The following is a 22,908-nucleotide window of genomic DNA, read 5'->3' as shown; positions in this document are numbered from 1 at the left end:
CGCTTTTTGTGAAAAAATGTGTCGAAGGGGGTGGCGGGGATATTGTGTAGGCACGCGCAGGGCTTCGATCAGTTGATCAGGGAAAACAGGAGGTTGCCTGCGTCTGCTCAAGAGCGGACGCCAGCCGATGGCCGCGCGGCACCACGTGCTTCGCTAGAAATGTATCGGGGGAAGGGCAAGAATGACAGCTGGACAAGGCGCTCGAAAACACCTGTGATGTTGCCCGGATTGTCAGCCGCTGGCGGTATGAATGACTGAGTGTCAAACACCGGCGAGAGGGTCATGATCTGCCTTGCGCCGTGCTGAAGCGCAAGGTCATCCGATGAGGGTCAGGCGCGGGAACTGATGCCGCTGAAATTCTTGGGTTTGGCCTGGCCATTGCGGCCATAGACGCTGCCACCCACGGCTCGCTCGAGAAAATCGATCGCGCGCTGGTTGTGTTCCATGCGCTGGGAGATGACAAAGCCATTGAGGCGGTTCATCTGCTTCAGGCGGTCTGCCTGCTGGCGAATCTGTCCCCAGAGCTGATCTGCGTCGTGCATGCTGGCCAGCTGCTCGGCACCGCGGGCGCCATCTCCCAGGCCTTGCGCCTGCTGCGCTTCGCGGCGCAGATGTTCGAGGCGTTCGAGCTCGGCGAGTTGCGCCTGCTTGTGGGTCGCTAGCGTGTTGAGAACCTCGCCGTCGGCGCGGCCCTCCTTCAGGCACTCTCGTTCTGCCGTCAGCGTCTGCAGAAGCTGTTCGAGCTGATGCAACTGTTCGGTGAGCAGGTCTGTGACGTTCATCTAAGGCTCTCGAGAAGGATATGCCAAATAGGGCGCGAGCGTTGCTTAGCCGCGCTCGTCGAGCATGTCACGCACGCTCTGGAGCAGGCCATCGGCGATCTTGCTGGTATCGAGCTGCAGCGTGCCATCGGCGATCGCCTGACGAATCTCTGTAACCCGGGCAGTATCGATATCGCCGTTGGCATTCTGGGTATCGATCTGGCTCAGCGTGGTCTTGGAGCCCGCCGGCGCTGCGGCGCCCTCGGTGTTCTTGATGTTGCGCTTCTGGTCGAGGGCGTCGCTCTGCGTCAGGCGCGTCAGCGAGTTTGTCTGGTCAATCTTCATCTCGTCACCTCTGGGCGATGCCCACGGTCATGTGCTTGCCGATAGTGTAGGGCCTTGGCCCGCTTGCAAGGATTATCGGCAGCCATGGCCGAAACTGAAAGCTGGCCACGCAGAGATTTGTCAAAAAAGTTTGCAATTGCGTATGCAGATTGTGTGGCGCTAGAAGTTGACTCGCAGCTGATCGGGGCCGACGACCTGACCCTGCAGGATCTGATTGCCTTCGGTCTTGAGGCGGATGGTGTTACCCATGCCGCCATTCTCCAGCGCTTCGACGCTGCGACTGACGCGAAAGCCTGGACCCTGGGCTGTCAGCACTACGGTGTCGCCGCGCTTGACCAGCCAGGGCTGTCTTACCATCGCCTCGGTGAGCGTTGCTCCGGCAGGTATTCGCCGCGTGGCGACACGTCCGGCCGCATCGGTCATGGCGCTGAGATAGCCTCGCTGCAGGCGGGTGACATCGGAGGATTGCCATTTCAGCGCCGTGGCGTCGATGGGTTCCCCGGGTTCGAGCGTGCGGGCTGCCACCAGATGTCTGACGCTGGCCGATACCGTTGCCTGGACGTAACGGGAACGCTCTTCCCCCTGGCAGTTGACCCCGACCGTGACGCGGCCCTGGGGAGTCCCCGGGCGCGGCAGAAACGGCTCCGGGGCCACGCAGGGGCCGAGACGGGCGGTGTTGTCGTGCACTTTCACACTGACTTGATCACCCAGCGAGCGCGTCTGGGTGAGCAGGAAACGCTTGACGCTGGCAGCCAGCGGGTCGGCGTCCTGCGCCTGGGCGATCGAAGGCAGTGGTAGCAGTGCGAGACCAAAGAGCGTCAGCAGCAGCATGCCGGCTCCCGTCAGCAGCAGGCGGCGCAGGCGCGGGCGGCGTGCGAGCCAGGCATCTTGTGGGCCTTCCGGTCTGGGCGCTGTCATGGGGTTTTCCAGCTGCATGCTTCGTGTCGGTATCGAAAAGACCTCACCGGTGGACAGGCCTGCCGAACCCGACCCGTGCGGTTCTTTCCATCATGGAAAGCGATTGTAGAGCGAAGCGGTAGGAGTCATTGCGGGAAATGACGCGCAATTGACGGTCTGTTTACGAGTTTACCATGCGTAACTCGCCGCTATTCTCCACCCTGTCCAAGAAAGTCGACGGACGCGGACGCATCACTGGTCTCGCTGCCGTCTGGCCATCATCAGGAGATCATCGGCATGTTCGACAAGTTGGAGAGTGCGCTGCGCTATCAGCAGGAGGCGCTCAACCTGCGCGCCGAGCGCCAGAAGGTGCTGGCCAACAACATAGCCAATGCCGACACCCCCAACTTCAAGGCGCGGGATTTCGACTTTCGTGCCGAGCTCGATCGAGTCATGCAGCAGGGGCGTTCGGCAGGTGAGGGCGGTCTCTCGTTGAGCCGCACGTCCAGCCGGCATATTGCGGCCGAGGGGCCGCGCGTCTCGAGCGTCGACGACCTCCTTTATCGCGTGCCGGATCAGCCCAGTCTCGACGGCAACACCGTCGACATGAACCGCGAACGTGCCGCCTTCGCCGATAACTCGGTGCGCTACCAGGCGGATGTCACCTTCGTCAGTCGCCGGATCCAGGGGATGAAGAAGGCGATGCAACCGGAGTAAACCGATGTCGATGTTCAGTGTTTTCGAAATTTCAGGCTCGGCGCTGACGGCCAACTCCCAGCGCATGAACGTGACCGCCAGTAACCTGGCCAACGCCGACAGCGTAGCCGGGCCTGACGGTAAGCCTTATTACGCACGTCAGGTCATGTTCCAGGCGCTGGGGCAGTCGGGCGGCAGCCCCGGCGGCGTGCGCGTCGACCGCGTGGTGGAGGATACCACCACACCGTTGCGCCAGGAGTACCGCCCGGGGCATCCGCTGGCGGATGCACAGGGTTACGTGTCGCTGCCCAATGTCGACCCCGTCAATGAGATGGTGGACATGATCTCGGCGTCGCGCTCCTACCAGGCCAACGTCGAGGTGATGAATACCGCCAAGACGTTGATGACCAAGACCCTAACCATCGGCGAAGGCTGAGCCTAAGGCGCAGCTCAAGGTAGTCGCGGTCTCCGCTGCGGAGGTCGGACGCCAAGGAGAAACGGTATGTCCAGTCCAGTCATCGGCAGCAGCACGCTCGCCAATATCAATGGCACCGCGTCCCCGAGCAAGGCGACCGGCACCAATTCCGGCAGTGAGCTCAATGACCGCTTCATGACGCTTCTGGTCACGCAGTTGAAGAATCAGGATCCGACCAATCCAATGGACAACTCGCAGATGACCGCGCAGTTGGCCCAGATCAATACCGTCAGCGGTATCAACAAGCTCAACGATAGCCTGCAGGCGATCACCGAGCAGATCGACGCCGGCAAGGCGCTGCAGGCCACCGCCCTGATCGGCAAGGGCGTCATGGTGCCGGGGGATCGGATTCTGGTCGGCAATGCCGATACCACCACCGGCGCCGTGGCCACCACGCCGGTCGGTGTCGATCTGGATCGCGCGGTCGGCGATCTGCAGGTCTCCATCAAGGGCGCCAACGGACAGGTGGTGCGTTCGTTCTCGACCGGCGCACTGAATGCCGGCGTCCATAGCTTCACCTGGGACGGCAAGCTTGAGGATGGCTCCATGGCCGCCAGCGACAGCACCTATACGGTGGAGATGAAAGTGTTGGATGGCGACAGCAGCACATCGCCCAAGGTTCTCAACTACGCCCTCGTCAACGGTGTGATGCAGGGTGACGACGGCGTGAAGCTGGATCTCGGTTTCAACCGCAGTCCGGTGACGCTGGGCGAAGTCCGTCAGATTTTGTGACCGGCGACGCCAGCACGCTTTTCTCGATACGCATCTCGATCGCCATCCCGGCGATCGGCCCGCAACGCTAACGCAGGGATACGAACATGGGCTTTTCACAAGCGCTCAGCGGTATGAACGCAGCGTCGCAGCAGCTCGACGCCATCGGCAACAACATCGCCAACTCCCAGACCAAGGGCTTCAAGAGCTCATCTGTGCAGTTCGCCGATGTCTACGCCAGCAGCAGGATCGGTCTGGGCACCAGCGTGGCCGGTGTGCTGCAGGACTTCGGTAATGGCACGCTGGAGAGCACCAACCGCAACCTCGATCTGGGGATCAGCGGCGACGGCTTCTTCCGCTTCCAGCAGGGCAACCAGGTCGGCTACTCGCGTAACGGCCAGTTGACGATGACCACCGAAGGCTATCTGGCCAACGCCCAGGGTGGGACGTTGATGGGCTACAACGTGCGCAACTTCAACGATCCCAATGTCGCCGCGACGCTGCCGACCGGTGGCCAGCCGGAAGTGATCCAGATCCCCAGTGGTTCGATCACCGCCAAGGCGACCGCCAATGCCTCCGCGACGATCGATCTTGATGCCAGTGGCGACACCATCGCTGCCAACTTCGATGCCAACAATCCGGATACCTTCAACTACAGCACCTCGACCACGGTCTATGACTCGCTGGGCGTGTCACACAACCTGCAGCTCTACTTCACCAAGACTGGTGAAAATGAGTGGCGCGTCGATTCGCGGGTGGCGCTGGATGATGGCACTGTCGCCAACGCTGGCGGCGGCAACCTCGACTTCGATGCCAATGGCCGCCTGACCAACGACCCCTCGACGTTGGCGATCAACTTCGATCCTAATAATGGCGCCAATGCCGTGGACTTCGATTTCGATTTCGCCGGCTCCACCCAGACCGAACAGTCCTATGCGATCAACTCCCCCAACCAGGACGGCTATGCCGCCGGCCAGCTGGTGGGGGTGAGTATCGACAAGGACGGCACGATTCGTGGCAGCTACTCCAACGACCAGAGCGTTGCCCTGGGCCGGGTGGTGCTCTCGGACTTTGCCAACGTCGAGGGGCTCAAACCGATCGGTGACAACCTGTGGCAGGAGACGACCGCCTCCGGTCAGGCGGTGGTGGGCGTGGCTGGCAGCGGCTCCTTCGGAGCCCTGCAATCGGGCACGTTGGAAGCCTCCAACGTCGATCTGAGCAAGGAGCTGGTCGATCTGATCATCGCCCAGCGTAACTTCCAGGCCAACTCCAACACCATCAAGACGCAGGACCAGGTGCTGCAGACCGTCGTCAACCTGCGTTGATGTCAGCAATACGTCGGCCGATCACTGCACGCCTGAGCGTGCAGTGACGCCGGCCCTGCCGAGGGCCTCAAGATGGACCGTATTCTCTACACAGCCGGCGGTGGCGCCAGCCAGACCATGGCGCAGCAGGCGGTGGTCAACAACAATCTGGCCAACGTCTCGACCCCGGGTTTCCGCGGCGAGCTGATGGCGATGCGCGCCGTCCCGATCGAGGGTGAGGCGCGTCTGCCGACCCGCGTGGCGTCGATGATGACCACGCCGGGGTCCGACTTCACCCAGGGCAACATCAGCACCACCGGGCGCAGCTTGGACTTGGCGCTGCAGGGCGATGCCTGGCTGGCGGTGCAGCCGCCGGGTGGCGGTGAAGCCTATACCCGCCGCGGCGACCTGCAGGTCGATGCCACCGGGCTCTTGACCTCGCTCGGCAACCCGGTAATGGGCGACAACGGTCAGGCGATCGTGATCCCTGTGGGGGCGGATGTCACCATCGGGGCGGATGGCTCGATCAGCGTGCTCGAGCCGGGCCAGAACCCGGACTCCATTGCGCCGCTGGCGAAACTGAAGCTGGTGGCCCCGGGCAACGAGAACCTGGTCCGCGGTGAAGACGGCCTGTTCCGCATGACTCCGCCGCCGGGGCAGCAGAACGCCAATCCGGTACCGGCGGACGATACCCTGCGGGTGATTCCCGGTGCGCTCGAAGGCAGCAACGTGACGCCCACCGAGGCGATGATCTCGATGATCGACTCTTCCCGCCGCTACGACATGCATATGAAGATGATCGAGAGCGCGGACGAAAACGAGCAGCGTGCCAATAGCCTGCTGTCGCTGACCTGAGCCCGCTCGGTGCCGAGCTCACGACTATGAGAATGCCATCATGATCAAATCACTCTGGACCGCCAAGACCGGCCTGGAAGCACAGCAGGTCAAGCTGGACGTCATTTCCAACAACCTGGCCAACGTCTCGACCAACGGCTTCAAGCGCTCGCGCGCCGTGTTCGAGGACCTGCTCTATCAGAACGTGCGCCAGCCCGGCGCCCAGTCCTCGGTCGTCGACACGCTGCCCTCCGGCATGCAGGTGGGTACCGGGGTACGCCCGGTGGCCACCGAGCGTCTGCATACCCAGGGTGGTCTGCAGAATACCGAGAACTCGCGCGATCTGGCGATCAACGGCAAGGGTTTCTTTGCCGTGCAGATGCCCGATGGCACCACCGGCTACACCCGCGATGGCAGCTTCCAGGTCAATCAGAACGGCCAGCTGGTGACCGCTGGTGGCTACCCGGTCGATCCGCCGATCACCATTCCGCAGAACGCGCTGTCGATCAGCGTGGCCCAGGATGGCACGGTCTCGGTCACCCAGCCGGGGACCTCGCAGAGCAATCAGGTGGGTCAGATCATGGTTTCCACCTTCATCAACCCGACCGGTCTGCAGAGCATCGGCCAGAACCTCTATCTCGAAACCGATGCGTCCGGCCCGAGCACCAGCCTGACCCCGGGCCTGCAAGGCGCCGGTACGGTCTATCAGGGCTACGTGGAGACCTCCAATGTCAACGTGGTCGAGGAGATGGTCAGCATGATCGAGACCCAGCGCGCCTACGAGATCAACAGCAAGGCCGTCGAGACCTCCGATCAGATGCTCGCGCGTCTGAGCCAGCTGTAACCGAGGCCAAGCATTCATGGGATCTTTGCTGTTGCGCACCTGGCGGCTGCTGACCGAAGGCGGCTTTCGCAGCCGCCGTGTCGTGCTGCTCTGCCTGCTCGTGGGTATGAGCGGCTGTGCTCAGATACCGCGCCACTCGGTGGTCGAGAACTCGTCGCCTGTCGAAATTCCCTCGACGCCACCGTCCCAGGCCAACGGCTCGATCTATCAGGCGCGCTTCGGCTTCCAGCCGCTGTTCGAGGATCGGCGCCCGCGCCAGGTCGGCGACATCATCACCATCGTGCTCGACGAGCAGGTGAGCGCGAGCAAGAGCTCTGCGGCGCAAGCCTCGCGCGACGGCACCATCGGCCTGACGGTAAACCAGGTGCCAAGCCCGCTCAGCGTGCTCGAGGACTACGGTACCGATGTGGAGGGCAGTAATGTCTTCAACGGGTCGGGGGGGGCCAACGCCAACAATACCTTCACCGGCACCATCACGGTGACGGTCTACGATCTGCTCGCCAACGGCAATCTCAAGGTGCGTGGCGAGAAGCAGATCGCGATCAATCAGGGCACCGAGTACATCCGCTTCTCCGGGGTGGTCAATCCGCGCTCGATCAGCGGTTCCAACACCGTGCAGTCGACTCAGGTAGCCGATGCCCGTATCGAGTATGTCGGCGATGGCTACATCAACGAGGCGCAGACCATGGGCTGGTTGCAGCGTTTCTTCCTCAATATCGCGCCGTTCTGATGCTTATGACACTGCTATCCCGCTGCCGCACTCGTCTCTCTCGCTGGCTGCTCCTCGTTGCGACGCTGGTAGCCACTGCCAGCGTCCAGGCCCAGCCGATTCAGGATCTGGCCAACTTCGCCGGCGTACGTGACAACCCGCTGGTGGGCTACGGTCTGGTGGTCGGCCTCGATGGCACCGGTGACCAGACCACCCAGGCGCCATTCACTGGGCAGAGCATCGTCAATCTGCTGTCGCAGCTCGGCGTGACCGTTCCGGCCGGCACCAACATGCAGCTGCGCAACGTGGCAGCGGTGATGGTCACCGCCCAGTTGCCGCCGTTCTCGCGCCAGGGACAGGAGTTAGATGTCACCGTCTCCTCGGTGGGTAACGCCAACAGCCTGCGTGGCGGGACCCTGCTGATGACCCCGTTGAAAGGGGCCGACGGCCGTGTCTATGCCCTGGCCCAGGGCAACGTCTACGTCGGCGGCGTCGGCGCTCAGGCCGGAGGCAGCAGCGTGGCGATCAACCATCAGGCAGCAGGGCGCATCCCGGGTGGCGGTCTCGTCGAGCAGGAGGTACCGGTACGTTTGGGGGCCGCCGATGGTTCTCTCGACATGTTCCTCAAGCGCTCCGACTTCGAGAATGCGCGACGCGTGGTGACAGCGATCAATCAGGAATTCGGCGCGCCGGTCGCCGCGGCGCTGGATGGCCGCACCGTGCGGCTGCAGCTGCCGGCGGACCCCAATGCCCGGGTCAACTTCCTGGCGCGGGTTCAGGGGGTCGACGTGACCGCCGATCGTGGGCCGGCCAAGGTGATCGTCAACTCGCGTACCGGCTCGGTGGTGCTGTCGGATACGGTGACGCTCAATCGCGCGGCGGTCGCCCACGGCAATCTCTCGGTGGTGATCGATTCGAATCCGCAGGTCAGCCAGCCCAATGCGCTCTCCGGTGGCACCACGGCGATCGTGCCCAACGCCAGCATCAACGTGCAGCAGGAGGGCGGTGCGCTGCAGATAGTGCAGACCAGTGCCGACCTGATGGACGTGGTCAATGCGCTGAATGCGCTGGGTGCCTCGCCCCAGGATCTGATGTCGATCCTGCAGGCACTCAAGGCCGCCGGCTCGCTGAACGCCGAACTGGAGATCATCTGATGACCGGCAACGACCTCTCGTCGCAGTTCGCGCTGGATGTCCAGGGTATCCAGAAGCTCAAGTACAGTGCCGGGCATTCGCCTCAAGGCAGTCTGAAGGAGGCCGCCAAGCAGTTCGAAGCGGTCTTCCTGCAGATGATGCTCAAGAGCATGCGCGAAGCCACCCCCAAGTCGGATCTGCTGCACAGCCAGCAGGGCGATATGTTGCAGTCGATGCAGGACCAGCAGTGGGCCCAGCAGCTGGCCGGCAAGGGCTTCGGCCTGGCCGAACAGCTGGTGACGCAGCTCGAGAGTAGCGGCCTGCCCGGTACCCAGCCGGCCCGCCCGCAGCAGGAGGATATCAGCAAGCTGATCGCCGGCATTCCGCGCGGTATCCCCACACCCTTGACGAATGCGCTGCGCACACCGGTGGCGGGCGATGTGGCGCCTGGCGCGGCCGCGGATCAGCTCGCGACGTCGGCGGCCAGTGTGGCCGGCGCTGCGACCCAGTTCGCCGGACGCGCCGCACATGTTGCCGACTTCCTCGCCAAACTGGCGGCGCCGGCCAAGCGCGCCGAGCAGGCTTCCGGCGTGCCCGCCGAGCTGATCCTGGCGCAGGCCGCGCTGGAGACGGGCTGGGGCAAACGGGAAATTCCTACGGAATCCGGTGGCAACAGTCACAACCTGTTCGGGATCAAGGCGGGGAGTGCCTGGCAGGGCAAGACCACTGACATCGCCACCACCGAGTACGTCAATGGTCGCCCGATCCAGACCGTGGATCGCTTCCGCGTCTACGACTCCTACGCCGATGCCTTTGCCGACTACGCAGCGTTGATCGGTGACAACCCGCGCTATAGCAACGTGGTCGCAGCCGGATCGCCGCAGCAGGCAGCCCATGCCATCCAGAGAGCCGGCTACGCCACCGATCCCAACTATGCCGACAAGCTCAATCGGATCATCGGCCAGTTTGGCGATCTCGCCCCGGTATCGGCCGAGCCGACGCTTGCCGCTGCCTCCGACCCCTACTCGCTGGCGCGGGCGCCGACCACTTTGTTCTGAGCCGAATGTCGAGCGTCTGGTGCCGGCGAGGCCGATTACAAAACATTGCGAAATCAACGACCGTAACGTTAAAGCGCGTTGCGCTGGCGCCGATAAAGATCTCAACGTGATTGCAACTCGCCATGCAGCATGGCATCTGACAGGGATTCGACATGAGCCTGTTCTCGATTGGATTGAGTGGTCTGGGGGCGGCGCAGTCCGCGCTCTCCACCACCAGTAACAACATCACCAACGTCTATACCGATGGCTACAACCGTCAGCTGGTCCAGCTCGGCGAGAACGCCAGCAGCGGCGAAATGGGGACTGGTGTTCAGGTGAACGGCGTTCAGCGCCAGTACAACGCCTATATCAGTGGCCAGCTCAATCAGGCCAACAGCCGCGAGACAGCGCTCGAGACCTATCAGAAACAGATCAACCAGGTCGATGACCTGCTGGCGGATGGCGACTCCGGGCTCACGACGCTGATGCAGAAGTTCTTCTCCAGTCTCGAGGATCTCTCCGGCTCGCCGTCGGACGCGGCGGCTCGTGAGGGGGTGCTGGGGACGGCGCAGAGCATGGTGGCACAGTTCCGCGCCTTCGATACCTACCTCCAGGACATGCGTGACGGCGTCAACGGTCAGATCGGTAGCGTCGTCTCCCAGGTCAACGATCTCAGCGGTCAGGTCGCCGATCTCAACAAGCAGATCACCCTGGCACGGGCCAAGACTGGCGAAGAGCCCAATGCGCTGCTCGATCAGCGCGACAAGCTGGTCGGCGATCTGAGCAAGCTGGTGGATGTCGATGTGACCATCCAGGACGGCTCCACCTATCAGGTATCGCTCTCCAATGGCTTGCCGCTGGTAGCGGGTAACAAGAGCTATCAGCTGCGCGCCATGTCCGGCGAAGAGGACAGCGCCAATCAGGCGATCGGCTACCGCAACGCCACCGGTGGCGTGCGTCAGCTCAATGCCTCCGTGATTCAGGGCGGTGAGCTCGGCGGCCTGTTGCGCTTCCGTGACGACACACTGGACGGCGCGCAGAACAAGCTGGGCCAGCTGGCCGCCAGCCTGGCGACCAGCTTCAATGCGGTGCAGGAGCAGGGCTTCGATCTCGACGGCGATCCGGGTCAGGCCTTCTTCTCGATCGGTTCTCCCGCTGCCCAGGCGAATACGCGCAATGTCTCCAACGTGACTATGAGTGCCAGCTACAGCGACGCGACGCCGGTGAGCGCTGACGACTATCGCCTCACCTATCAGAGCGCCAGCGACGACTATCAGCTGGAGAACCTGACCAGCGGCGAGACCTCGACCATCGCGACCAATGCGGACGGTGATCTGGTCTTCGGCGGCGTCTCGGTCACGCCCAGCGGCACGCCGGCAGACGGCGATACCTTCCTGGTACAGCCGACGCGCAATGCCGCGGCGGGCTTCGAGATCGCCTTCACCGATACCAGCCTGTTTGCGGCGGCGGCCAGCGCCAACGGTGGCAGTGGCGACAATGGCAATGCGCTCAAGCTGCTGGATCTGCAGAACCAGAAGCAGGTGGGCGGGCAGGCCACGTTCAGCGGCGCCTACGCTGCGCTGGTCAGCGACGTCGGTAATCAGTCGGCGATCGTCAATGCCAATCTCACCACTCAGCAGGGGCTGGCGGATCAGCTCTACAGCTATCAGCAGGCCGATTCCGGGGTCAACCTGGACGAAGAGTACGCCAACCTGCTGCGCTATCAGCAGTACTACACCGCCAACGCCAAGATCATCGACGCCGGCACTTCGGTGCTCGACACGATTCTCGGCCTGAGAAGTTAAGCCTCTGGCCTTCGCCCCCGGGAGAAGGCCGCGTATCGAATCGACCAAGCGCGTGCCCGCCGCGGGCACCCAGTCAGGAGAGTGTCATGCGCGTCAGCACCGTCATCATGTTCGAGCGCAGTGTCAGTTCGATGAACCGGCAGCAGGGCCAGTTCATGGAGATCGGCGAGAAGATCGCCTCCGGCAAGCGCGTCGTGCGCCCGTCGGACGACCCCCAGGCGGCAGCGCGTGCGGTCGGCGTTTCGCAGTCGATGGCGACCAACAATCAACAGTCGGACAGCCGTATCACCGCGCGCAACGCGCTGAGCCAAGAAGAGAGCTCACTCAATAGCGTGACCGACGCGCTGAGTCGGGCCAAGGAGCTGCTGGTACAGGGCGGCAACGGCACGCTGAACGATGCTGCCCGCCAGTCCATGGCCACCGAGCTGCGCGGTGTCTACGAGGCGCTGGTGGGGCAGGCCAATGCCACCGATGGCAGCGGCAACTACCTCTTCGGCGGCTACAAGGATGGCGCGGCGCCTTTTGTCGAGACCAGCGGTGGCATCAGCTATCAGGGGGCCACCGAGGGGCGCGAGCAGAAGGTCGGGCCGTCACGCCTGATGGCGGTAGGTAATACCGGCGACGAGGTATTTCAGCGCGTGGCCAGCGGTGCCGGCTATCTGGCGCGGGCGGGGGACGGCAATGGCGGCTCGCTCACCTTCACCGGCCCCGAGATCATCGACAGCACGGCGAACGGCTATGGCAGTACCTTCGACATCAGCTTCAGTGACAACGGTGATGGTACTTACGACTACAACGTGAGCGGTGGCCCGGGCGGCAGCGGTACCTACGACGGCAAGAGCGGTGCGATCGAGATCGGTGGCGTGCGCCTCAAGCTCGAGGGGCGTCCGGCGGACGGTGATACGCTCACCATGGGGCGCGCCCAGAACATGAATCCCGACGTCTTCGGCGCGCTCGAGAAGATGCTCGGTGTGCTGGAGACCCCGATCGATTCCGATCAGGCTCAGGCAGCCTTCACCAATACGCTCTCCACCACCAGTCGCGAGATGGACAACGCGCTGGACAACGTGCTGACCGTACGTGCATCCGTCGGGGCACGTCTCAACGAGCTCGACGTACTGGATACCGTGGGTAATGATCGCAATGTCGCCTATACCCAGACCAAGAGTGACCTGATCGATCTCGACTACAACTCGGCGGTCTCCGAGTACGTGCTGCGTCAGGTCGGGCTGCAGGCGGCTCAGAAGTCGTTCATGAATCTCCAGGGTACTTCGCTGTTCGACCTGGTTTGACGAACACCGGTATACCGTTATCTGGCTCGACGAACCCAAACACGACGCCCGGCTGCGAAGTACTTCGCAGCCGGGCGTCAGCGTTTTCGATCGACGTTGTCAAGTCAAGTCGTGCCTAAGTGGGTCAAGTAGCGCCGAAGGGGCGAAGGGGATCTCAGCCAGTACCGGCCATCTGTTCGATCATGCCCTGCATGAACTGCAGCTGGTGCTCGAACAGGTCGCTCAGGAAGCCACCCAGGTTGGGCGTCAACGCCAGAATCATCGCCAGGCCGGCGGTGAGGGTCATGGGGAAGCCGATGGAGAAGATCGTCAGCTGCGGCGAGGCGCGGTTGAGAATCCCCAGCGACAGATTGATCAGCAGCAGCGAGGCGACCACAGGCAGGGCCAGCAGCAGCCCCGAGGTGAAGATGGTGCCGCCCCAGCGTGCCAGTGTTTCGGCGAAGCTGGCATCGATCGATGTCGCACCCACCGGAAGCACTTCGAAGGTCCAGGCCAGGATCTCGAGGGTGATCAGGTGGCCATTCATGGCCAGGAACATCAGCAGTGTGATCATTTCCAGAAAGCGCGACAGCACCATGGTGTTGGTGCCTGAATCTGGCGAGAAGAAGGTCGCGAAGCCCAGGCCCATCTGCATGCTGATGTATTCGCCGGCGTTGATCACCACCGCGATCATGATCCGCAGTACCAGGCCCATGGCGGCACCGATCAGAATCTGCTGCAGCATGATGCCGACGCTCTCCAGCGAGAACAGCGGCACGTTGGGCATCGGCGGCAGCGACGGCGCAATGGCGAAGGCCATGGCCACACCGAACAGCAGCTTGAACTGGCGCGGCACGCTCGACCAGCTCCAGATCGGTGAGGCGGCCAGGAACGCCAGGATGCGCACGCTGGGCCAGCCGAAGAGCTGGAGCCAGGCCTGCCACTGGGCGCTGGTGATATCGATCATGCCGCTGTCAGTTGACCATCTGCGGGATATTCGTCAGCAGCTCGATGGTGAAGTTGCTCAGCAGCTGGATCAGCCACGAGCCGGAAATGATCAGCGCGGTGAAGACGCCGAGGATCTTGGGGATGAAAGACAGCGTCATTTCGTTGATCTGGGTCGCGGCCTGAAACAGGCTCACCAGCAGACCGATCAGCAGTGCCGTGAGCAGCAGGGGGCCGGCCATCATCAGCGTCAGTTTCATCCCCTGGTAGGCCAGGCTCATAACCATTTCGGGCGTCATTGCACACCTCCGGGCCGGTCACGGCAGTGACCGTGCGTGTCAGCTCATGTAGAAGCTCTGAGTCAGCGAACCGATCAGCAGCTGCCAGCCATCCACCAGCACGAACAGCATCAGCTTGAACGGCAGCGAAATCGTGGCCGGCGGCACCATCATCATCCCCAGCGACATCAGCACGCTGGCGACCACCAGATCGATGATCAGAAACGGTATGAAGATGGTGAAGCCGATCTGGAACGCGGTCTTCAGCTCGCTGGTGGCGTAGGCGGGTACCAGGATACGCATCGGTACGTCCTCCGGCCCCTGCATCTCACCGACCTTGGCGATTCGCGCGAACATCGCCAGATCGCTCTTGCGGGTCTGCGCCAGCATGAATTCACGGATCGGCTGGCTGCCGCGCTCGAGCGCCTGCTCCAGCGAGATCTGCTCGGCCGCATATGGCTGCCAGGCGTCCTGGTAGACGCGATCGAGTACCGGCGACATCACGAAGAAGGTCAAGAACAGCGCCAGGCCGATCAGCACCTGGGTCGGCGGTGACGACTGCGTGCTCATGGCGGTACGCAGCAGCCCCAGCACGATGATGATGCGGGTGAAGCAGGTCATCATCAGTAGCAGGGCGGGCAGGAACGCCAGCGACGACAGGAACAGCAGCGTCTGCAGGCTGAGCGACCAGCGCTGCCCGCCGTCGCTCAGCGGCTCGCTGACGATACCCGGAAGGGTCTGGGCCAGCGCTTGCGTCGCTGGCGCCAGCAGCAGGGCGGCAGCGGTCAGCGCGAGGGCGACACCAGGCAGACGGCGGTGCAGGTTCACGACTCGTCCTCCCGGCGTTGGCGCGCTGGGCGTGACTGACGCAGGTTGTGCTGCATCGCCTGGCGCAGGCGACTGGCGAAGCTGCCGGTGAGTGGCGGGCTTGCTGGACCCTCGGGGGCCGGCGGCGGCACTGGCGGTGAGTCCAGGGTGTCGAGTTTGGTGACCTGGCCACCGCCCACGCCGAGCACCAGCCAGCGATTCTCGACCTCGACGATGACCACGCGCTCGCGCTGGCCTACCGAGGTGCTGGCGACTACACGCAGGTGCTTGCCGCCGCCGCGGCGCTGGGTGCCGAGGCGCTTGAGTAACCAGGTGCAGAGCAGAATGATGGCGACGACCACCAGCAGCGAGACGGCGGTCTTGCCCATCATCAGCAGGCCGATGTCGTTGCTGGCACCGCCGACCAGTGGTTCGGCCTGGTGCACGACGTCTTCCTTCATCGGTTGAGTTTCTGCACGCGCTCGGAGGGAGTGATGATCTCGGTGATACGGATGCCGTATTTATCGTCGACCACCACGACCTCGCCCTGGGCGATCAGGTAGCCGTTGATCAGGATGTCCATCGGCTCCCCGGCCAGGCCGTCGAGCTCTACCACTGAACCCTGGGCGAGTTCCAGCAGCTGCTTGATGGTGATCCGCGTGCGTCCGAGCTCCACCGAGAGCTTCACCGGGATATCCATGATCACGCCGAGATCGCGGGTCGAGTGGGACGGGCCCCCTTCATCGAACGACTGGAACATCGTGCGCTCGTCGGCGGCGCTGACGAAGGCCGCGTTGTCGCTATCCTTTTTCTCCTGCTTGGCCGGTTTGGGCGCCGGCCGCGGTGTCGGTTTGGGGGCGGGTTCCGGCTCGGGCTCGGGCTCGACGCCCTGTTCGGCCATGGCGGCAGCCCAGAGATCCTCGGCGTCTTCCTGCGTCTCCGCCTGGGATTGCTCATCCTGCGGCTTGGCGTCGTCGGCCGGAGAGCCGGGCTTTTTGTCGTCACTCATTGTCGAAGTCCTTCATGGCGGAGTAGGTACCATGGTCGATCAGATGCTTGACGCGCAGAGCGCGCTGGCCCTGACGCGTGCCGTATTCGCAGGCCATGACCGGCACGCCGTCGACCCGCACGTCGAGGGTCTGCGGCAGGTCGATGGGCAGGACGTCGCCGACTTCCAGTGCCATGACTTCGCCGAGAGTGGCGTCGACCTCGGTGAAGTCGGCGATCAGTTCGACCTCGGTCTGGCGGATCTCGCCGGCCATGCGCGACTCCCACTGGGCGTCGTTGCTGCCGTACACGCCGATCGGACTCGACAGCACGTCACGGATCGGCTCGATCATCGAGAACGGAATACAGATATTGAAGTCGCTGGCCAGGTTGCCCACCTCGAGGTGGAAGGTGCTGTTGACCACGATCTCGTTGGGCGAGTTGGTGATGTTGGCGAAACGCACCTGCATCTCCGAGCGCATGTACTCGATCTCCAGCGGGTAGACCGACTTCCACGCATCGCCGTAGCACTCCAGCGCCAGCGACATCAGACGCTGGATGATGCGCTGCTCGGTGGCGGTGAACTCACGCCCGTCGGATTTGGTCGGGAAGCGCCCATCGCCGCCGAACAGGTTGTCGACCACCATGAACACCAGGCTGGGCGGAAAGACCAGCAGGGCGGTGCCCTTCAGCGGCTTGAGGCTGATCAGGTTGAGGTTGGTCGGAACCGGCAGATTGCGCGCGAACTGGCTGTAGCTCTGGTAGCGCACGCCGGACACCGTGATGTCGGCGCTGCGCCGGATCAGGTTGAACAGCGCCACACGGAACAGGCGCGCGAAGCGCTCGTTGATGATGTCCAGCGATTGCAGGCGTTCGCGGATGATCCGGTGCTGATTGGCTGGATCGAACGGACGCGCGCGCTTCTCACTGGGCGCCTCCTCGGCTTGCTTGTCGTCGTCGCCGCTGACGCCATTGAGGAGGGCGTCGATCTCTTCCTGCGACAGCAAATCGTCTTGGGACATGGGTAACCTGGCGCCGCTTACTGCACGATGAAATCGGAGAACAGCACGTCGTCGATCGACAGCTCGGGCTGCGGCGTGGTGATCGGCTTGTCGAACAGGCCCAGAATCTCCTGCTTCAGTTCGATCTTGCCCTGTGGCTTGATCAGCTCGTCGGCACTCTTGCCTGACAGCAGCATCAGCAGTCGGCTGCGGATCTCGGGCATATGCTGAACCAGGAAATCGCTGGTCGCCTGATCGCCGACGCGCAGTGACAGCCCCACATAGAGCAGGCGGTCGCCGTAGTCGCTCTGCAGGTTCACGGTGAACGGGGCGATGGTGACGAAGATCGGCGTCGGCGGCTCGGCCGGCTTCTCCTCGACGGCGGCGGTCTGCTCGGCATCGCCACGCGAGTGGAGGAAGAAGTAGATCGCGGCGGAGCTGGCGGCGGCCAGCAGCACGATCAACAGCCCGATGATCAGGCGCGAGCGCTTCTTGCGCGGCGCGGCTTGAGGTGCAGCCATTGCTTCTGCCATGAATAGAAACCCTGGGAAGTTGCAGCGGATTATGCGCTGTCGTGGTGCCCGGTCATTGCCGGAAAAGGGCCCCATCCTTTGCGCTAACTGCGCCTTTCAGACGGTGGTCGGCCCCTCGTGAACCGCACGACAGCAAGGGTGGTGCCGGCGAGTGCCGGCCCCCGTATTATCGGCAGTGCGGATCAGGCATAAAGGTTGATATTGCCGCGGGCCCCGAGCAGCGTGTTCAGCGTGGTGGTGGCGGCGTCGGCCGATTCGTCGAGACTGGCCAGCCCGGTGGCGTTGAGCGCGCCGCCCGGGGTGCCACGGCCGTCGCCTTCCTGCTGTTCGCGCTGGAACTGGCCATGATCGCCGACCATCGCTTCCCCGAGGGCGATGCCGCTCTGGGCCAGCGCCTCACGCAGCTGCGGCAGGGCGGCTTCGACAGCCGCGCGTACCGGCGCGTGCGCGGAGAGAATCTGCAGCTGGGCCTGATTGTCGTGGACATTCAGACTGACGCTCAGAGCGCCGAGCTCGCGGGGGTGCAGCTTCAATTCCATCTGGCTGTCACCGCGCTGCTGCATCTGCAGTACCTGTTGACCCAGCGAGGCGGGCCACTGGGGCGACTGAACCGCGACTGGCAGGGCCTGACTCGGCACGGCCGCGGGAGCGGTGCTGGTGGGCATCGCCAGCGGTGAGCCGCTCTGCTGCTGCAACTGGCCGGCAAAGCCCGCAGTGGCCTCGGTGGAAGCGCCATGACCGCGGCTCAGCGAGGAGAGCTCTACCCCCTGGGGCGCAGTTTGGGCGCGTGCGGCCAGCTGCTCCGCGGTCAAAGGGGCGTCCGTAGTGGCGGTGGCCTGTGCCTGGGTCGAGGCCTGATGCCCCGCCGCTGAGCGCGTGAGCAGAGCGGCGAGTGGCGACTCGCCGCGAGCCTGCGCGTCGCGCTGGGCCAGGGTGTCGCCATGGCGCTGGGCCGCCGTAGCGTCCAGTGCGGACGACAGCGCGCGTGCGCTGGCACGTGCCGTCTCGCGGTCGTCGGCGGGGGCTTGACCGCCGAGGTCGCGAGTGGCGAGTCCGATGGCCGAGGCCAGCACGTTGGCCGAGCCTGCGGGGCCACTCGATGGCAGGGTTGCTGGCGTCAGACGTTGCCCGTCACGGGCCTCCGCCGGCGCGCGCGAATCGGCATTGGCGCTAAGTGGCTGCAGGCCGGCGAACAGTGCTGCCAGTGTCAGCGCATCGGCTTGCTCGGTGGTCCCTTCCTGGTTACCGCCCGCGCCGGTTAGCGCCTCGGCAATGTCGTTACCACTAGCATCGCTAGTGCTCTCGCGTAATGCGCTTAGCGCCTCGATAATGCCATCTTCACTGCCGCCGGCGGCCTTGGTGAGCAGTCCGCTCAGCGTCTCGGCAACGTCGTCGCCATTGGCACTGGGCGTCTCCTCGAGTGCCAGCTTGGCGAGGGCATCAACCAGCTCTGCCGGCAGTCGAGCGCGGGTGTCGTCGGTCAGGCGGGCGGCATCGGGGCGCGCCTCGCGGCTGCCGGCCGCGCCAGCGTCCGACGGCGAGCGGGGCTTAGCGCCGGCCTGGGTCAGCGCCACGGCGAAGCTCGTCGACGACGATGCCTCGCCGCTCGACTTGGCGTTTGCTGCCTTGTCGCCTGCAGCGGTCATACGGGGAATCGGTGTCACGTCCATGCGCGTCGTCATCTCGCTGTAAGTGTCGGGCTCAATGCCCCGCTACCGCCTGATTGCCGCCAATCCAACCATCGGCTAGTAGGGGCGGCCGTTATCCTGCTGACGCCGACGCAGCTGGGCTGCCATCTCGTCGCTGTGTCGTTGTTCTGCGCGGGCGTGGTGCTGTAGCTGATCACGCTCGCCGCGGGCGTAGAGTGTGTCGTAGGCGTTGAGCTTGCGCTGTTCCCCACGCCAGCGGGTAACGCCGCTCTCGACCCGAGACTCCTGCTCGCTGAGCAGCCGGCGCTGCTGGGCAATGGCGCTGTCGAGCGAACTCAGGAACTGCTGGAAGTCCCGCCACTGGGTCGAGGAGACGCCTTCGGTCAGGCTGGTGTGGAGCTTGTGCTGATACTCTTCGCGGTACTGCAAGAGCTGCTCCAGGCGCGTCTCGGCCTCCTGGCGCTGGCGCTGCAGCTGACCCAGATCCTTGACCGCCTTGTCGCTGCTGTCTCGCGCGAGATCGCGCAGCATCGCCATGGCTTGCATGTTGGCCAAAATCTGTACCTCCGTGATCCGGACGTCACGCGATGAGAGAGCCGTGACCGAATGCCATTGTGGTCCACATCTGGCCAGGGCAAAGCCTCGATAAGCGTGCGCCGAGGGCAGCTATTCGGCATGCGAGGAGATCGGCTCGGGGCGAATTCGGGCCCAGCCCTATCCTCTGGTCTAGTCGGTCTCGGGTAGCAGGCGGTCCAGCTCGGCCAGGGTGTGTGCCATGTCGGAAATCTCGTCCATTCCTTGCTGAAGAAAGGCCTCCAGCCGCGGGTAGAGCGCTACCGCGCGATCGAGCTGCGGGTCCTGACCGCTCACATAGGCACCCACGTTGATCAGGTCGCGGTTGCGCTGGTAGCGCGAGATCAGCTGCTTGAAGCGCTGCGCCTGACGCAGTCGCTTGCCGCTGACCACCGCCGGCATGGCGCGACTGATCGAGGCTTCGATGTCGATCGCCGGGTAGTGGCCGCTCTCGGCCAGGGCTCGCGAGAGCACGATATGGCCGTCCAGGATGGCGCGCGCCGAGTCGGCGATGGGGTCCTGCTGATCGTCGCCTTCGGTGAGTACGGTGTAGAAGGCGGTGATCGAGCCGCCGCCGCGCTTGCCGTTGCCGGCACGCTCGACCAGCCCCGGCAGTTTGGCGAACACCGATGGCGGATAGCCCTTGGTCGCCGGCGGTTCGCCGATCGCCAGGGCGATCTCGCGCGCGGCCATGGCGTAGCGGGTGAGAGAGTCCATGATCAGCAGCACGTTGCGCCCCTGGTCGCGGAAATCCTCGGCCAGGCGGGTGGCGTAGGCGGCCCCCTGCATGCGCTGCAGCGGGGAGGTGTCCGCCGGTGCGGCCACCACCACCGCGCGTGCCAGCCCCTCCTCGCCGAGAATGTTCTCGATGAAGTCCTGCACCTCACGGCCGCGCTCGCCGATCAGGCCGACCACGATGACGTCGGCGTTGGTGAAGCGCGCCATCATGCCCAGCAGGACGCTCTTGCCCACCCCGGAGCCGGCGAACAGCCCCATGCGCTGACCGCGGCCGACGCTCAATAGCCCGTTGATGGCACGGATACCCACGTCGATGGCGGTGTCGATCGGCGCTCGGGCCAGGGGGTTGATCGGCGGTGTTTCCAGCGGCGCGTGGGGGGTGAGATCGAGCGGGCCACGCGTATCGAGCGGACGCCCGTTGCCATCGACGATGCGTCCCAATAGCCCGTCGCCGAGGGGAAAGCGGCGTGCACTGGCGATGTCCAGTCGGTTGCCGCTCAGCGCCAGTACCCGCGCGCCGGGCAGCAACCCGCTGGTGTCCGCCAGCGGCATCAAGAACAGCTTGTCGCCGGCAAAGCCGACTACTTCGGCTTCGGCAAAACGTTCGTCACCCTGGCCCGAGAGCTCGATCAGGCAGGCGCTGCCCAGTGGCAGGCGCAGACCTACCGCCTCCAGCACCAGCCCGGTGGCACGCGTGATGCGTCCTTCGTGGCGATAGTGTGACAGTGCCTCGACGCGGTGGCGCACCTTCTCCAGCGTCTGTTGCCAGTGCTGCCGGTGGCGCGCTACGTCAGCAGGAGAGACCTCGGTTTCACGCATCGCCATCTGTGGCATCCGACTCGCTGGGTGTATCGGGCGTGCCAGTGGCGTCCGGCGAGGGTGGTTGGCGTCGTCGGCGCTGGTCGAGAATCGCCTTCCACTGGGTGCCCAGGCTGGCGTCCAGGCCGCCGCTGGCGCTGGTCACGCGGCAGCCGCCGCGCTCTAGGGCATGATCGGCGCAGCACTCCCAGCCGCTGGCTTCGAGAGTGTCACCGATCGCCGAGCTGACCAGGGTCAGGTCGTCTGGGTGCAGCCATAGGCGCGACTTGCCGTTGAGGCTGTGGTCCGCCTCTAGTAGTTCGCGCACCACGCTCAGGATATGGTCGGGATTGGCGGCCAGCGACTCGCCAGCCAGCTGGCGGCCGGTGATCAGCGCCAGTTCGACCAGCTGGTTGGCGGTTTCGTCATCGAGCTGCGCCAACGCCTCACGGAAACTCTCGGCGAGGCCGGCAAGCGGTGTCAGATGCAGTGACACCCGCTTGTGGAATTCGAGCTCGGCGGCAGCATTGGCGGCCGCCAGACCCTCGGCGTAGCCGTCACGGTAACCTTCCGCATGCCCCTCGGCATGGCCCGTTGCATAGCCCTCGTTGCATGCAAGCTCCGCCTCGGCACGCAGCGCGGCCGCCTTGGCGTCCTGCTGATGGGGCTCTGCGGGCTCGGCACGGCCGCTGTCGCCGGGCGCCGCCGATCGCTTGCGCTCGAGATCGCCCATCTGCCAGCGGTGCCAGCGCTCGCCGTCGGCACCCAGGCGACTGCCGCGGCGTCGATCAGACGTAGCCATCGTCGCCACCGCTCAGAGCGATCTCGCCGGAGTCGGCCAGGCGCCGCACCACACCGAGGATCGCTTTCTGCTCGTTCTCCACCTGGGAAAGGCGCACCGGGCCGCGGTTCTCCATATCCTCGCGCATGAGCTGGGCCGCGCGCTGGGACATGTTGCGGGTGAACTTGTCGATGAGTGCCTCTTCCGCGCCGCGCAGGGCGATGACCAGCGAGTTGGTCTCGATCTCGCGCAGGATGAGCTGAATGCCGCGGTCGTCGATGTCGAGCAGGTTCTCGAACAGGAACATCTCGTCGATGATCTTCTGGGCCAGGTCTTCGCTGTGTGCGCGGACCACGTCGATAGCCTGCTCCTCCTGGGAAGAGTTCATCAGGTTGAGGATCTCGGCGGCAGTTCTCACGCCGCCCATCTTGCTGCGCTTGAGATTGGTGCCGTCGAGCATCGAGCTGAGTACCTCGGTCAATTCCTGCAGCGCCGCCGGCTGTACGCCACTAAAGGTGGCGATGCGCAGCATCACATCGTTGCGCAGCTTGTCATCGAACAGCTCCAGAATATCGGCGGCCTGGCCGCGCTCGAGGTGGACCATGATGGTGGCGATGATCTGCGGATGCTCGTCGCGGATCAGCTCGGCCACCATCGAGGCTTCCATCAGATTGAGCGAATCGATACCGGAGGCCGTGTTGGAGCTCTCCAGGATGTCTTCGATCAGGCTGCTGGCGCGCTCGCTACCGAGCGCCTTGGTCAGCACCGAACGGATGTGGTCGTTGGTGTGCAGGTTGATGGCGGTGAACTGCTCGGCCTCGTTGTGAAAATCGCGCAGCACATCGGCCATGTCCTGGTGCGATACCTGGCCGAGCTGGGCCATCTCCTGACTGATCTCCTGCACCTCGCGCGAGGAGAGGTATTTGAATACCTCGGCCGCGCTGTCCTCGTCGAGCGAGAGCAGGAGGATCGCGCCGCGCCGGGCGCCATTCATTT

General features: G+C 64.3%; 26 protein-coding genes. 11 read left to right on the top strand and 15 right to left on the bottom strand.

The genetic code is table 11. The annotated features are described in order from the left end of the window. Positions 1–329: 329 nt before the first annotated feature. From ABV408_RS10325 to flgA, 3 genes are all read right to left on the bottom strand, one after another. Positions 330–782: a flagellar protein FlgN gene (locus tag ABV408_RS10325; RefSeq protein WP_353978890.1), complete on the bottom strand. Its 453-nt coding sequence runs from the start codon at positions 780–782 to the stop codon at positions 330–332. Positions 783–827: 45 nt separating this feature from the next. Then, entirely contained in the window at positions 828–1,106 is a 279-nt protein-coding gene (gene flgM, locus ABV408_RS10320; RefSeq protein WP_353978889.1) for a flagellar biosynthesis anti-sigma factor FlgM, read from the bottom strand. A gap of 159 nt (positions 1,107–1,265) precedes the next feature. After that, a complete protein-coding gene (flgA, locus tag ABV408_RS10315) occupies positions 1,266–2,024 on the bottom strand; it encodes a flagellar basal body P-ring formation chaperone FlgA (protein ID WP_353978888.1) in 759 nt (252 codons plus the stop codon). A 276-nt stretch (positions 2,025–2,300) separates the two neighbouring features. Here flgA and flgB point away from each other — a divergent pair, with 276 nt between their 5' ends. From flgB to flgL, 11 genes are all read left to right on the top strand, one after another. Then, a complete protein-coding gene (gene flgB, locus ABV408_RS10310; protein ID WP_353978887.1) occupies positions 2,301–2,720 on the top strand; it encodes a flagellar basal body rod protein FlgB in 420 nt (139 codons plus the stop codon). A 4-nt stretch (positions 2,721–2,724) separates the two neighbouring features. Continuing rightward, complete coding sequence (gene flgC / locus ABV408_RS10305; protein WP_353978886.1) at positions 2,725–3,135, top strand: flagellar basal body rod protein FlgC; 411 nt, start codon at positions 2,725–2,727, stop codon at positions 3,133–3,135. A 66-nt stretch (positions 3,136–3,201) separates the two neighbouring features. After that, complete coding sequence (locus ABV408_RS10300) at positions 3,202–3,906, top strand: flagellar hook assembly protein FlgD (protein WP_353978885.1); 705 nt, start codon at positions 3,202–3,204, stop codon at positions 3,904–3,906. Positions 3,907–3,992: 86 nt separating this feature from the next. Continuing rightward, positions 3,993–5,210: a flagellar hook protein FlgE gene (gene flgE / locus ABV408_RS10295; protein WP_353978884.1), complete on the top strand. Its 1,218-nt coding sequence runs from the start codon at positions 3,993–3,995 to the stop codon at positions 5,208–5,210. A 72-nt stretch (positions 5,211–5,282) separates the two neighbouring features. Beyond that, complete coding sequence (locus ABV408_RS10290) at positions 5,283–6,044, top strand: flagellar basal body rod protein FlgF (RefSeq protein ID WP_353978883.1); 762 nt, start codon at positions 5,283–5,285, stop codon at positions 6,042–6,044. A gap of 40 nt (positions 6,045–6,084) precedes the next feature. Beyond that, the gene (flgG, locus tag ABV408_RS10285) at positions 6,085–6,867 is read left to right on the top strand and encodes a flagellar basal-body rod protein FlgG (protein ID WP_353978882.1); all 783 of its coding nucleotides are present in this window, start codon (positions 6,085–6,087) and stop codon (positions 6,865–6,867) included. A gap of 16 nt (positions 6,868–6,883) precedes the next feature. Continuing rightward, on the top strand, positions 6,884–7,597 hold the full coding sequence (locus ABV408_RS10280) for a flagellar basal body L-ring protein FlgH (protein ID WP_353978881.1): 714 nt from the start codon (positions 6,884–6,886) through the stop codon (positions 7,595–7,597). A gap of 5 nt (positions 7,598–7,602) precedes the next feature. Then, a complete protein-coding gene (locus ABV408_RS10275) occupies positions 7,603–8,730 on the top strand; it encodes a flagellar basal body P-ring protein FlgI (RefSeq protein ID WP_353978880.1) in 1,128 nt (375 codons plus the stop codon). Continuing rightward, positions 8,730–9,767 (top strand): flagellar assembly peptidoglycan hydrolase FlgJ, encoded by a 1,038-nt coding sequence (flgJ, locus tag ABV408_RS10270; protein ID WP_353978879.1) that lies wholly within the window; start codon positions 8,730–8,732, stop codon positions 9,765–9,767. The genes ABV408_RS10275 and flgJ overlap by 1 nt, the downstream gene beginning before the upstream one ends. 152 nt (positions 9,768–9,919) lie before the next feature. Continuing rightward, entirely contained in the window at positions 9,920–11,551 is a 1,632-nt protein-coding gene (flgK, locus tag ABV408_RS10265; RefSeq protein ID WP_353978878.1) for a flagellar hook-associated protein FlgK, read from the top strand. A gap of 86 nt (positions 11,552–11,637) precedes the next feature. After that, positions 11,638–12,843, top strand: a complete 1,206-nt coding sequence (gene flgL / locus ABV408_RS10260; protein WP_353978877.1) for a flagellar hook-associated protein FlgL — start codon at positions 11,638–11,640, stop codon at positions 12,841–12,843. Between the two features lie 154 nt (positions 12,844–12,997). Here flgL and fliR read toward each other — a convergent pair whose 3' ends face one another. From fliR to fliG, 12 genes are all read right to left on the bottom strand, one after another. Further along, positions 12,998–13,789, bottom strand: coding sequence for a flagellar biosynthetic protein FliR (gene fliR / locus ABV408_RS10255; protein WP_353978876.1), 792 nt, complete (start codon positions 13,787–13,789; stop codon positions 12,998–13,000). A 7-nt stretch (positions 13,790–13,796) separates the two neighbouring features. Beyond that, positions 13,797–14,066, bottom strand: coding sequence for a flagellar biosynthesis protein FliQ (gene fliQ, locus ABV408_RS10250; protein WP_035473267.1), 270 nt, complete (start codon positions 14,064–14,066; stop codon positions 13,797–13,799). Between the two features lie 39 nt (positions 14,067–14,105). Then, entirely contained in the window at positions 14,106–14,873 is a 768-nt protein-coding gene (gene fliP / locus ABV408_RS10245) for a flagellar type III secretion system pore protein FliP (protein ID WP_405049913.1), read from the bottom strand. Further along, positions 14,870–15,313, bottom strand: coding sequence for a flagellar biosynthetic protein FliO (gene fliO, locus ABV408_RS10240; protein ID WP_353978875.1), 444 nt, complete (start codon positions 15,311–15,313; stop codon positions 14,870–14,872). Before fliO ends, fliP begins: the two co-directional genes overlap by 4 nt. After that, positions 15,310–15,861, bottom strand: coding sequence for a flagellar motor switch protein FliN (gene fliN, locus ABV408_RS10235; protein WP_353978874.1), 552 nt, complete (start codon positions 15,859–15,861; stop codon positions 15,310–15,312). The genes fliO and fliN overlap by 4 nt, the downstream gene beginning before the upstream one ends. Next, positions 15,854–16,861 (bottom strand): flagellar motor switch protein FliM, encoded by a 1,008-nt coding sequence (gene fliM, locus ABV408_RS10230; protein ID WP_353978873.1) that lies wholly within the window; start codon positions 16,859–16,861, stop codon positions 15,854–15,856. Before fliM ends, fliN begins: the two co-directional genes overlap by 8 nt. A 17-nt stretch (positions 16,862–16,878) precedes the next feature. Continuing rightward, on the bottom strand, positions 16,879–17,361 hold the full coding sequence (fliL, locus tag ABV408_RS10225; protein WP_353978872.1) for a flagellar basal body-associated protein FliL: 483 nt from the start codon (positions 17,359–17,361) through the stop codon (positions 16,879–16,881). Positions 17,362–17,555: 194 nt separating this feature from the next. Next, a complete protein-coding gene (locus ABV408_RS10220) occupies positions 17,556–19,019 on the bottom strand; it encodes a flagellar hook-length control protein FliK (protein WP_353978871.1) in 1,464 nt (487 codons plus the stop codon). A gap of 99 nt (positions 19,020–19,118) precedes the next feature. Then, complete coding sequence (gene fliJ, locus ABV408_RS10215) at positions 19,119–19,568, bottom strand: flagellar export protein FliJ (RefSeq protein ID WP_353982226.1); 450 nt, start codon at positions 19,566–19,568, stop codon at positions 19,119–19,121. A gap of 180 nt (positions 19,569–19,748) precedes the next feature. Then, the gene (gene fliI, locus ABV408_RS10210) at positions 19,749–21,152 is read right to left on the bottom strand and encodes a flagellar protein export ATPase FliI (protein WP_405049944.1); all 1,404 of its coding nucleotides are present in this window, start codon (positions 21,150–21,152) and stop codon (positions 19,749–19,751) included. Next, on the bottom strand, positions 21,145–21,933 hold the full coding sequence (locus tag ABV408_RS10205; RefSeq protein WP_353978869.1) for a flagellar assembly protein FliH: 789 nt from the start codon (positions 21,931–21,933) through the stop codon (positions 21,145–21,147). Before ABV408_RS10205 ends, fliI begins: the two co-directional genes overlap by 8 nt. Further along, a complete protein-coding gene (gene fliG / locus ABV408_RS10200) occupies positions 21,920–22,906 on the bottom strand; it encodes a flagellar motor switch protein FliG (protein WP_405049943.1) in 987 nt (328 codons plus the stop codon). The genes ABV408_RS10205 and fliG overlap by 14 nt, the downstream gene beginning before the upstream one ends. Positions 22,907–22,908 lie beyond the last annotated feature (2 nt).

The sequence above is a fragment of the Salinicola endophyticus genome, from assembly GCF_040536835.1.
Lineage (GTDB): Bacteria > Pseudomonadota > Gammaproteobacteria > Pseudomonadales > Halomonadaceae > Salinicola > Salinicola endophyticus_A.
This window is presented reverse-complemented; position numbering and strand designations above follow the sequence as displayed.